The sequence below is a fragment of the Pseudomonas sp. 25 R 14 genome (assembly GCF_900004755.1).
GTDB classification, from domain to species: domain Bacteria; phylum Pseudomonadota; class Gammaproteobacteria; order Pseudomonadales; family Pseudomonadaceae; genus Aquipseudomonas; species Aquipseudomonas brenneri.
In genome coordinates, this window is sequence record NZ_CVTS01000059.1 from 1 (window position 1) to 12,898 (window position 12,898).

Here is a 12,898-nt window from a genome sequence, read left to right on the forward strand (position 1 = left end):
ACCATTTCCAGCGACCGTTCAACCGCCACGCCCACCAGCACGTCCGGGCCGACGCCCAGTTCCAGCAGGCGGTGCGCCCACTGGTTGGCCCGGGTATTGAGTTCGGCGTAGCTCAGTTGTTGTTCGGCAAACACCAGCGCCACCGCTTCTGGGGTGCGCGCCGCCTGTTCTTCGATCAGCTGCTGGATGCACTGCCCGGCTGGGTAAGCTGCGGCGGTGCGGTTCCAGTCTTCGAGAATCACACGCTCGTGCGCTGTGGCCAGCAACGGCAATTGCGCAATACGTTGCGTAGGGTCAGCCACTACCGCCTGCAACAGGTGCTGCCAGTGTTGCGCCAGGCGCTCGATGGTGCTGGCGTCGAACAGTTCGCTGGCATACACCACCGAGGCACTCAGGCTGTCGCGCGATTCGTAGGTTTCCAGCGTCAGGTCGAACTGCGCGGTCTGGTTTTCCCAGGCCAGGCCTTCGACCCGCAACCCTGGCAAGTCGACGTCGATGCTTCTCTTGCCCTCACTCTGGTGGTTGTACATCACCTGGAACAGCGGGCTATGGCTCAGGCTGCGTTCCGGCTGCAACGCTTGTACCAGTTGCTCGAACGGCAGGTCCTGGTGGGCCTGGGCCTGCAGCGCCGTGTGCTTGACCTGTCGCAACAGTTCGATGAACGCACCCTGGCCATCCACCTCGGCCTTGAGCACCTGGGTATTGACGAAGAAGCCAATCAAACGCTCGATATCGACCCGCTGCCGGTTGGCCACTGGCACGCCGACACGAATGTCGCTTTGCCCGCTATAGCGATGTAGCAAGGCCTGGAACGACGCCAGCAAGACCATAAACAGCGTCGCGCCTTCGCGCTGTGCCAGTTGTCGCAGGCCGGCGCTCAGCGCCGCGTCCAACGGGATTTCCAGGCGCGCGCCACGCTGATCCTGCACCGCCGGGCGCGGCCGGTCAGTCGGCAGTTCGAGTACCGGTTGCTCATCGCCCAACTGGTTGCTCCAGTAAGCCAGTTGACGTTGCAGCTCACCGGCCTCCATCCACTGGCGCTGCCATTGCGCATAATCGGCGTACTGGATCGCCAGGGCTGGCAGTTCCAGGCTCTGGCCCTGGCTATAGGCGCCATACAGGGCAATCAGTTCCTCCACCAAGACCTGCATCGACCAGCCATCAGAAATGATGTGGTGTTGAGTCAGCAACAGCACATGATCATCCGCCGCCAGTTGCAGCAATTTCACCCGCAACAACGGCCCCTGCTGCAGATCGAACGGCGCCTGAGCTTCGGCTTGCACGGCGGCGGCGATCAGCGCGTCACTGGCCAAAGGTTCTGCCACCAGCGCCAATGCCAGCGGGGCATCAATGATTTGCAGCGCCTGCTGGTCCTGGATAAAGCGCGTACGCAGGCTTTCATGGCGCTCGATCAGCGTATTGAAACTGCGTGTCAGAGCGGCCACGTCCAGGGCTCCACGCAGACGCAAGGCCAGCGGGATGTTGTACGCCGAACTGTGGGGTTCCAGTTGCCAGAGGAACCACTGCCGTTCCTGGGCATAGGACAGCAACAGCGGCTGCTGACGATCCACCGCCACCAGCGCCGGCTCGCCACCAGCCTGGCTCTGGCCCAGGGCCTGGACAAAGGCGTGCAAGGTGGTGTGTTCAAACAGCGTACGCAGCGCCAGTTCGATATTCAGCGCATGGCGCACCCTGGAAATCACTTGGGTGGCCAACAACGAATGGCCGCCCAGTTCGAAGAAGTTGTCAGTCAAGCCGACACGCTCCAGTTTGAGCACGTCCTGCCAGATCTGCGCGACACGCTGCTCCAGTTCGTTGCGCGGGGCCACGAAGCATTGTTGCAACTGACCGGCATCCGGCGCCGGCAAGGCCTTGCGATCCAGTTTGCCGTTCGGGGTCAGTGGCAGCCCCTCAAGGAACACCCACTGCAACGGCACCATGTAATCGGGCAGACGCTGGCGCAGACTGTCGCGCAGGCTGTCACGCAATGCATCGTGGGCAAGGTCGGCCGATGCCGGCACCACGTAGCCCACCAAGGCCTTGCCAGTGCCGCTTTCGAAGACATCGACCGCAGCATCGCGTACCACCTCCAGTTCCAGCAGGTGCGCACTGATTTCACCCAACTCGATCCGGAAACCACGCACCTTGACTTGATGGTCGACGCGCCCCACGTACTCCAGCAGGCCATCGTTACGCCGACGACCAAGGTCACCGGTGCGGTACAGCCGGCCACCAGCCTCCAGGGCAAATGGGTCCGGCAGGTAGGCCATGGCCGTACGTCCCGGATCACTGAGGTAACCACGACCAACACCGACGCCAGCAACCCATAGTTCACCCACAGCGCCCACAGGCACCGGTTGCAACTGGCCGTCAAGCAGGTACAGGCGGTTGTTGTCGGTCGGGCTGCCGATGGGCAGGCAAGTCCCCTGGGTCGCGGCCATTTCCACGCGGTACAGGGCCACGTCATCAGAACACTCGGCAGGACCGTAAGCGTTGACCAGGCCGATTGCCGGGTAGCGTTGCAACCAGCGGCGGGCCAGTTCCGGCGGCATCGCTTCACCGGTTGGCAGCATAAAGCGCAAGTGCTCGAAAGCCATCACTGGCTCATCGAGCAAGCCCTGGATCAGTGACGGCACACTTTCCAGAATCGTGATACCCGCCTGCCGTACATGGGCCAACAAGGCTGCTGGTTCTTGGGCAATGTCATTGGGCACGATATCGACACGCGCCCCGCACAGCGGTGCGGTGAGGAATTGCCATACCGAAATGTCAAAACTCTGCGATGCGGTCTGGGCGATCACGTCCTTTTCCCCCAGTTCCAGGTACGGCAACTTGCTCAATTGGTTGTTGAGCATGCCGCCCTGCTCGACTAACACACCCTTGGGCGTGCCGGTGGAACCAGAGGTGTAGATCGCATACGCCAAATGGCGGGCACCGACGTAGATTTGCGGGTTGCCCTGCGCAGCACCCCCCTGCTGAAGGTCTTCCCAGACCAACAGCCGCGGCGCAACCTCTACTGCAAGGCTGGCCAACAGGCTGCGGGCACGCTCGGCGCAAGCGGCGGAGCACAACAGCACTGGCGTGCGGCTCAACTCCAGCAAACGCAACAGGCGTTCATCCGGCAAATGCGGGTCGAGCGGCAGGTAACCGGCACCCGCCTTGAAACTGCCGATGATCATGCCCAGCAACGACAGGTCCCGTTCGGCCAGCAAAGCCACTGGCTGGTCGATCTGTACACCTGCCGCAATCAGCCCATGACCGGCACGGTTAGCCTGGCGGTTGAGTTCGTTGTAGCTCCATTGCCGGTCCAGGCACGAGGCGGCCGTGCGCTCGCCGTACTGCGCCACACTGGCCTCGAACAGACGCACATACCCCTGGTCCAGCGGATAGCTGCGTTCAGTCTGGTTGCAGGCCTCAACCAACTGGTAGCGGTCCGCGTCGGACAGCAGCGACAAGGCCGAGAATTGGCCATGAAAACCACTGACCAGCGCACCCAGTACACGCTTCATATCGTGCAGCAAACGGTCAATCGTTGCCTCATCGAAGAAGCGCTGGTCGTAGGACAGATGCAGCCCCAGCTCATCGCCCGGGTAGACCACCACCGTCAGTGGGTAGTTGGTATGGGTCCGGGCGCTGTCGGCAATCGCGCTGAGTTCCTGGGCACCGCTGACCACCGCGCTCTCCAGCGGCGCGTTCTCGAACACAAACAGGCTGTCGAACAACTGCTGGCTGCTGTCGATGTGGCTGCAGGCCTGGATTTTCACCAGCGGCAGATGCTCATGCTCACGCAAGGCCAGGTTGTGTTCGAACAATGCCTGCAGCCATTGCTTGACGCTACCAGCCTGCGGCATGCGCACCCGCAGCGGGATGCTGTTGATGAACAAGCCAACGGTGTCCTGCATCTCGGGACGGCTGATCGGTCGACCCGCCACCGTCACACCGAACACTACATCCGGCTCGCCGCTGTAGCGGTGCATGACCAGCGCCCAAGCCGCCTGGGTGAAGGTATTGACGGTCAATTGATAATGCTGGGCCAGCTCACGCAAGGCGCGACCTTCGCTGCGCTCCAGGTTCAGGTAACGGTCACCGATCTGTGACTGGCCGCCCTGGCGCTGCATGGGCCGGTCGTAAGGTAACCGGGTCGGTTGCTCGACGCCTTGCAACTCTTCGCGCCAGGCACTGATTGCCGCCTCCTCGCCCTGCTCTTGCAGCCAGGCAATAAAGTCACGGTAACGCGCCGCCGGTTGCGGCATCTGCTTGCCCTGGTAAAGGGTGAAGAAGTCTTGCAACAGCAAGGATCGGCACCAGGCATCAATCAAGATGTGGTGGTTACTGAGGATGAACCAGTATTGCTGGGGCCCGCGACGAATCAGGCGCAGGCTGAACGGCGGCTGCTCCAGCAGGTTGAAGCCTTGCTGGCGCTCGTTCTCCAGCAGGTGCTGTAAATCGGCCTCGTGCTGCTCGGCCGGCACCTCGCTCCAGTCCAGGCAGTCGAGGCGCAGCGGCGCATGGCGGTGGATGATCTGCAGCATTTCACCCTGATGGTCAAGGTTGAACGAGGCCCGCAGTGCATCGTGACGCTGGATGACTTGCTGCCAGGCACTACGAAAGCGCGGCAGGTCGATGTCACTGTCGATGCAGTAACGGTCCTGCATGAAGTAAATGCCCGAATTCGGCTCCAGCAAGGTGTGCAGCAACAAGCCTTCCTGCATCGGTGACAGCGGGTAAATATCTTCGATCTGCACCAGCGGGGTTTCCAGCGCGTCCAGACGCTCTTGAGTCAGGCTGGCCAGCGGGAAGTCCGAAGGCGTGGCGCCACCGGCTTCGGCTTGCAGGCAATGACCGATCAGTGCGGTCAATTCCTGGCGATAGTCTTCGGCCACACGCTCGATGGTTGCGCGCTCGTGCAACTCGCTGCTGAAAGTCCATTGCAATGACAGTTCACCGCCATACACCTGGCCTTCGATGCTCAACCAGTTGGCCAGCGGGGCTTGCTCGTCCTGGGCCACGCCTGACTTCTCGGTGGCCGGCACGAACAGCGCGCCGTCGTCGAACTGAGCGTCGAACTGCCCCAGGTAGTTGAAGGTGATACGTGGTGCCGGTAGCTCCGCCAATATCGCCTGCACCTGTGGCTCGCCCAGATAGCGCAACACACCGAACCCCAGTCCTTTGCCGGGCACTGCGCGCAGTTGCTCCTTGACCGCCTTGATCGAACCGGCCAGGTCCTGTGCCGGGGTCAACTTGACCGGGAACAGGCTGGTGAACCAGCCCAGGGTGCGGGTCAGGTCAATGTCTTCAAACAGCTCCTCGCGACCATGCCCCTCAAGCTGGATCAACACCGATTGCTCACCGCTCCAGCGGGCAATGACGCGTGCCAGCGCGGTCAACAACAGGTCATTGACCTGGGTACGGTAGGCAGCCGGCACCTCTTGCAGTAATTGACGGGTCAATTGGGCGTCGAAGGTCACGGAGACCTTTTGCCCCAGGGCATTGCTCAACCCACCTTGCAGGTGATCGCAGGGCAAGTCTGCGGGAGCATCGGCCAGCGCCGCCTGCCAATAGTCCAGCTCCCGAGCCAAGGCCGGGCGCTGGGCATAGTCCTGCAACTGCTCGGCCCAGACTTTGTAGGCGCTGGTTTTCGCCGGTAACGCCAGGGTTGCACCGGCCCTGGCCTGGGTCAGCAGGCTTTGCAGGTCTTCAAGCAGTACGCGCCAGGACACCCCGTCCACCACCAGGTGATGGATGGCCAGCAACAGCCGCTGGCTACCGTCCGCCATATTCACCAACAGCACCCGCAACAGCGGGCCTTGCGCCAGGCTCAGGCTCCGTTGAGCCTCATCGCAGAGGGCGTTTAGCTCCTCGGCGGTAGCCGCCTGGCGTTGCCATACCGGCGACGCATCCGGCATCGCACCGTGGGCCTGGGTCCAGCCTTGGGTGCCGGCCTCGAAACGCAGGCGCAGGCCATCATGCTGCTCGATCAGGCGCAGTACGGCGGCGTCCACATGGGCCAAGTCGAGGGTTTCTCGCGGGGTCAGCAACAGCGATTGGTTCCAGTGCGCACGCTGAGTCATCGGTTGCTCGAAGAACCACTGTTGCACCGGGGTCAGCGGTGCCTCGCCGCTGACCGGACCTTGATCAATGGTGACGGCAACGTTGGCCTGGCAAACCTGTGCCAGGCTGCGCACGGTCTGGTGCTGGAACAAGTCCCGCGGGCTGAAGGCAATCCCGGCTTGACGGGCACGACCGACGACCTGGATGGAAACAATGGAGTCGCCGCCCAATTCGAAGAAATTGTCTTCCAGACCGACCTGTTCCACGCGTAATACGTCACGCCAGATCGCCGCCAGGGCCTTCTCGATATCGCTGGCAGGGGCAACGTATTCGGCTTGCACGCCAGCCTCGGCGCGCGGCAGGGATTTGCGGTCAAGTTTGCCGTTGGGCATCAACGGCAGCACCGTGAGCGCCAGCAGGTGTTGCGGCACCATATATTCCGGCAGGCCTTGCAGCAGGCTGGCCTTGAGCTGTTCGCGCCAGTCGGCCGGCGGTTGCTCGCAAGTCAACACCAGATAAGCCACCAACTGCTTGCCGTCCTGGGCCAGCACCACAGCCTCACGGACCAGTTCGTGGTCGCACAGGCTGGCTTCGATTTCGCCCAGTTCGATACGCAGGCCACGCAGCTTGACCTGGTGATCGAGACGCCCGAGATATTCGATAACCCCATCGACCCGATAACGCGCCAGGTCGCCAGTGCGGTACAAGCGCTCACCGGCATTGAACGGATCGGGCACAAAGCGCTCGGCGGTCAGCCCTGGCCGCTGATGATAACCACGGGCCAGGCCAACCCCACCCAGGTACAGCTCGCCCCCCGCACCGACGGGTAAAAGGCTCAGGCCGGAACCAAGGATCTGGGTGCGCAGGTTGTCGATTGGCACACCGATGGGCACGCTGGCCCGACGCTCGTCCACACACCGCCAATGCGTCACGTCGATGGCGGCTTCAGTCGGGCCATAGAGGTTGAACAGTCCGGCGCCCGGTAATTTGCTGAACACCTGCTGCTGGGCATCCACCGGCAAGGCTTCACCGCTGCAGATGATGCGCTTGAGACTGCCACAAGCCTCGACCCCGGCCTCATGGATAAAGGCCTGCAACATCGAGGGCACGAAGTGCAAGGTCGTGATCTGGTAACGCCCGATGGTTTCGATCAGGCGTGCCGGCTCCCGGTGCTCGCCCGGTAGCGCCACGGCCAACCGCGCACCGACCATCAGCGGCCAGAAGAACTCCCAGACCGAGACGTCGAAACTGAACGGGGTCTTTTGCAGTACCGTGTCGCGGGCATCCAGGCTGTAGGCCCGCTGCATCCACCACAGGCGGTTGGTCAGTGCCGTATGACGGTTGCCCGCCCCTTTGGGCCGCCCGGTGGAGCCCGAGGTATAGATCATGTAGGCCAGTTGTTCCGGCAGGCATGGCAGTGCCGGGTTGGCATCGCTGTAACCTTCCAGCCAGTCACCTTCCTGGTCCAGGCACAAGGCCTGAACGGTCTCGCCCAGCGGCAGGTTGTCCAGCAGGTGGCTCTGGGTCAACAGCAAGCGCACGCCACTGTCTTCGATCATGTAGCGCAGGCGTTCGCTGGGGTATTCCGGATCGAGCGGCACGTAGGCACCACCGGCCTTGAGAACCGCGAGCAGCGCCACGACCATTTCCACCGAACGCTCGGTAGCCACGCCCACCAGCAACTCGGCACCAGCCGGTGCCGATTCGCGCAGCTTGTGCGCCAGACGGTTGGCGCGCTGATTGAGTTGTTGATACGTCAGGGCCTGCTGGTCGAACAACAGGGCAATCGCCTGTGGATTGCGCTGCACCTGCTCCTCGAACAACTGATGCACACCGCGCTGCGCCGGGAATTGCGCCTCGGTACGGTTCCAGTCCAGGACCTGGGCCTGCACCTGGGCGGCATCAAGTACCGGCAGTTCACTGACCCGCCGCGCGCTGTCGGCGACGATCTCGTTGAGCACCTTGAGCCAATGGCCCGCCATGCGCTCGACAGTCGCCTGAACGAACAGATCACTGGCAAAGGTCAGGGCAGCCTTGAGTGTGCCGCCTTTTTCGTAGGTATCCAGGGTCAGGTCGAATTGGGTGGTGCGACTGTCCCATTCAAGCCGGCTCAAGCTGAGCCCGGAGCTCAGTTGCAACGTCTCGATGTCAGCCACTTCCGGCTGATGGTTGTACATCACCTGGAACAGCGGGGTGTGGCTCAGGCTACGCTCCAGCTTGAGGGCATCGACCAGGCGCTCAAATGGCAGGTCCTGATGGGCCTGCGCGGCATTGACCACTTCCTTGAGGTCCTGCAATAGGCCAGCGACCAGGGTCTGCTCGTCAAAGCGCGCACGGATCACCTGGGTGTTGACGAACAAACCGATCAGGCCTTCGACTTCCAGCCGGTTACGGTTGGCAATCGGCACACCGACCCGCAAGTCGGTCTGGCCGGTGTAGCGGTACAAGAGGATATTGAAGGCTGCCAGTAACACGGTGAACAACGACACATTCTGCTGGCGCGCGAACTGACGCAGTTCATCCGCCAGGGCTGTCGGCAGATCGAACTCGTAACGACTGCCTTGATGGCTGGCCACTGCCGGGCGCGGAAAATCGGTCGGCAATTCAAGCACGGGATGCTCATCGCCCAGTTGCTCCTGCCAATACGCCAATTGGCGCTCCTGCTCGCCGGCTTCCATCCAGCGCCGCTGCCACAAGGCATAGTCGGCATACTGGATCGGCAGCGGTTCGAGGCTCAGCGCCTGACCACGACGGTGAGCGTCATAGAAGCGCACGAATTCGTCGATGATGATGCTCATCGACCAGCCATCGGAAACGATGTGATGCAAGGTCAACAACAGCACGTGCTGCTCGGCATCGAGCTTGATCAGCTTGACTCGCAGCAACGGACCGGCAGCCAGGTCGAATGGCTGCATTGACTGCTCCTGGGCTTCACTGCGAACCCGGCGCTCACGCTCGTCCTCGGGGAGGATGCTGAAGTCCTCGCGCTCGACAATCAACGGGGCGCTGGCGGGCACTTGTTGCAGACTTTCGTCAGGTAACTGGCGAAATACCGTGCGCAAGGCTTCGTGGCGCTCCACCAGGCTGGCGAAGGCCTGCTCCAGTGCCAACTCGTCGAGCCTACCCTTGAGCCGCACGGCACTGGGCAGGTTATAGGCGCCGCTTTGCGGATCCAGTTGCCAGAGGAACCACATCCGTCGCTGTGCGTAGGACAACGCCTGACGATCTTCGACTTCTACACCCGCCGGGATCGGAAACTGAGCAAAATCCACCCCTTCCTTTTGCAAGGCCGCAAGGAACAGCCGGCGTTTTTCCAGGGGCAACCCGATAAACCGGCGAGCGAGTTTCAAGGAGTCTTCAGCATTCATTTCTTAGCATCCGGATCAATAGGCAGGAAGCACAAAGGCACGTCGTCCCTATAAAACGAATGCAACCGGGGAAAATTAGCGACTGAGAACAACTATCTTGTAGTCGCTGAGGCAGAGAAGATAAGGTCCCGAGGACCTTGAGGCGCTTGAAGAATTCTGCGCTTGAAGCACCGCAATGCCGCCTGGCTGACTGCTGAATGAGTCAGTGGCTACAGGGCTTGGATACAGAGGGATCGTTCCCGCTTGTGCGGGAACAATCGAGGATGACGCTTACAGTTGGTCGGCAGAAAAGCCTTCGGCCATCGCCACAATCACCTTGCGCTTGCCCTCGAAGGGCGCGCGTGCGTGAGCCGCAAGCATATTGTCGAGCATCAGCACATCACCCGACTGCCAGGGGAAGCTGATCATGCAGTCGTCGAGCACCGCGCGAATCTCATTGAGCACCTCGTCTTCAATGGCCGAGCCATCGCCGTAATAGACATTACGCGGTAAATCTTCCTCATCAACGATGTCCAGCAGCGATTCACGCACCTCCGGTTGCAGGTTGGAAATATGGAACAGGTGCGCCTGGTTGAACCAGACCATCTCACCCGTGCGCGGATGGCGAGCCACCGCCTGGCAGGTCTGGCGGGTACGCAACTCGCCATCGTCCTTCCACTCGCAGACAATTGCGTGCGCCTTGCAGTACGCCTCGGCAACTGCCCGGTCCTCGGTATTGAACACCTGCTCCCAAGCCACATCCAGGCCGTTGCCGTAGTTGCGGACATACATCAGGCCCTTGCTGACGAAACGCTCGCGGATATAGGCCGGGATACGCTTGTAGACCTCACGACTGTCGGCAATCGGCGTCTCGCCCCCCGACTGCGCGGCGATCATGCTGTAGAACCAGATTCTCATTGGCCAATCACGGGAGTAGGCCTGCTCATTGTGCAGCGGAATACTCTGGTGCGCCGGATACTCGGTGGAGGTGTACACCCCCTGCGTGACACTGCTTCGCGGGGTCGAGCCAAACTCGTAGCTCAACAAAGGATGACCAAAACTGGCTGCAAACTCGCGAAACTGTTCGGCACCCTCCAGGGTAAACCCGCGAAACAGAATCCCACCGTCGCGCAACAAGTGTTCATCCACCAACGCGCTGAGTTCTTCAAACACCGCCAGCAGGCTGGTGCCTGGCTCAGTGGCCTCGACCAGCAGCGGCAAACGCCCCTGCCCTGCCCGTAACGGACCAACGGAAAATCCCAAGGCAACACCCATGATGGGCCTCCTGTAAACAATCGATTGCGCCAGCGGGCGCGGTTCTAGCGAGCGAGTGCGCTCATCTGGACGTAGCGGCGATGATGCCCCTCCAAGTGTTCCTTGATGACCCGCAGCACCCTTGCTTCATGCTCATGAATGAAGAAGTGACCACCGGTCATCATATCCACCGAGAAGCTGCCGCCCGTCTCCTTGCTCCAGCCGATCAGTTGCTCCGTGGTGGCTTTGTCTTCCTTGCCACCCAGGACATGGACCGGGCATTTGAGCAGCGGCCGCTCCTGCGGGCGAAAACGGCCGCACAGCAAGAAGTCGGCGCGCAGTACCGGCAGGGTCAGGCTCATCAGCTCCTTGTCCGCCAGCACGGCCTCACTGGTGCCCTGGAAAGTACGCAGTTGATCAATCAACTGCTCATCCGTCTTGGGTTCGGCAAAGTCACGATCGTAGTCACTGCGCAGGGTCGGCGCCGCCGTGCCCGAGGCAAACAGCGCCACCGGCTCCGGGCAGCCCAAGGCGCGAAACGCATGCGCCATTTCACACGCCAGCAAAGCGCCCAGGCTATGCCCGAACAGCGCATAAGGCGCCTCAAGCGACGGCTTGTGCTCCACAGCCAATTGGCGCGCCAGGGTGCGCATGTCAGTTTGCAGAGGCTCATCAAAACGTGCGCCACGGCCCGGCAGCTCCACTGGCTGCACGTGCAGCCATTCCGGCAGTTTGCGCCGCCACCGACTGTAGACCATGGCGCTGGCGCCGGAGTACGGCAAGCACAGCAGTGTCAGCTTGGTCACCACGTTTACCCCAATCTATTACGTGTAAAAGGAACGGATGAAGGCCTGGGCAAATTAGGGTCACGCCAGACCACCCGCAACATCATGTATAAATTTCATGCAGCAGCGCTCGTTCCCTTGTTCAGATCAATAACCCATACAAGAGGGATCGCCGTGGATTTGCAGACCATTCTGACCAAGCTGTTCGCCAATGCCGGCGCCGTCGGCATTGAAGGTGTCTTTCAATTCGCATTCGCACCCGAACAGGCATTCTGGTCCGAGGTCAAAACTCACAGCCGTACCGAACGTGGCCGCCACGCCCACCCCGACGTGACCATCGAGGTGACGGAGCGGGACTTTCTCGGGATCATGGGGGGCATGGTCAACGTCGAAGAGCTGTTTGCCAGCGGACGCCTGAAGATCAGCGGCAATATGGGCCTGGCCACGATGCTGCCACAGATCATCGACCATGCGCGCCAGGGTGGCGCCAAGGCGGAAAAGGTCGATAAGAACAAGCGCTACCCGACGCCGGCGCGCTTGAGCGAGCGAATTTCAGCCAGCCTGCCGCCCCTGCGCACCGTGGAACGCCGGCCGCGCAGCGAAGTGTCCGTCAGCGAATTTCGCAGCCGTTACCTGCCCCACGGCATTCCCTTGGTGATCAGCGATGCGCTGCAGGACTGGCCCCTGTTCAAACTCAGCCGCGAAGAATCCCTGGTGCACTTCGCCGAACTGCAAGGCATCACCCGTCACGGCGACTACGTGAAGAAGACCTTCTCCGCAGACCGCGACTTTCGCTCCACCTCCATGGCGGACTTTATTGCCTCGCTGGACACTCCCGCAGCGAAAAACGCCGACGGCACGCCGCCGGCCTACATGGGCAACAATATTCTGCCGGCACAACTGATGCAGCAGATCAAACACCCGCCCTACTTCGATCAGTCGCAGTTCATCGCGCCACGCATCTGGATCGGCCCCAAAGGCACGCTGACGCCCCTGCATCGCGATGACACAGACAATATGTTTGCCCAGGTCTGGGGGCGCAAATCCTTCACCCTCGCCGCTCCGCATCACCGTGAAGCGCTAGGCACCTGGTCGACATCGCCAGAGGGCGGGCTCGACGGCTGCGAAGTCAACCCCGACGCCCCGGACTACCAACGCTTCCCGGCGTCCCGCGACGTGAACTTTCTTCGGGTGACCCTGGAGGCAGGCGACCTGTTGTTCCTGCCTGAAGGCTGGTTCCATCAAGTGGAGTCTGTCTCCACCTCGCTGTCCGTGAATTTCTGGGTCAACTCCGGGCGCGGCTGGTAACACCAGAACCCTGTGGGAGCTCGACAGCTCCCACAGGGGATTGGCGGCGGATCCGGGATTTCGGTCTGGATGAAGATCAATGTGGGAGCTGTCGAGCCCTGGCGAGGCTGCGATAGCGGTGGGTCAGGCGACATCTTCGCTGCCTGTACCGCC

4 protein-coding genes are annotated in these 12,898 nt (G+C 61.6%); 1 reads left to right on the forward strand and 3 read right to left on the reverse strand.

What is annotated here, in order from left to right:
- The 3 genes from BFQ03_RS21110 to BFQ03_RS21120 form a co-directional block, all read right to left on the reverse strand.
- On the reverse strand, positions 1–9,419 hold a 9,419-nt coding region (locus BFQ03_RS21110; protein WP_065943961.1), incomplete at its 3' end, for a non-ribosomal peptide synthetase.
- Between the two features lie 270 nt (positions 9,420–9,689).
- Complete coding sequence (locus BFQ03_RS21115; RefSeq protein WP_032862970.1) at positions 9,690–10,673, reverse strand: TauD/TfdA family dioxygenase; 984 nt, start codon at positions 10,671–10,673, stop codon at positions 9,690–9,692.
- 44 nt (positions 10,674–10,717) lie between these two features.
- The gene (locus BFQ03_RS21120) at positions 10,718–11,458 is read right to left on the reverse strand and encodes a thioesterase II family protein (RefSeq protein WP_082445663.1); all 741 of its coding nucleotides are present in this window, start codon (positions 11,456–11,458) and stop codon (positions 10,718–10,720) included.
- Positions 11,459–11,611: 153 nt separating this feature from the next.
- Between BFQ03_RS21120 and BFQ03_RS21125 the strand changes: the two genes are divergently transcribed.
- On the forward strand, positions 11,612–12,745 hold the full coding sequence (locus BFQ03_RS21125; RefSeq protein ID WP_032862967.1) for a cupin-like domain-containing protein: 1,134 nt from the start codon (positions 11,612–11,614) through the stop codon (positions 12,743–12,745).
- Positions 12,746–12,898 lie beyond the last annotated feature (153 nt).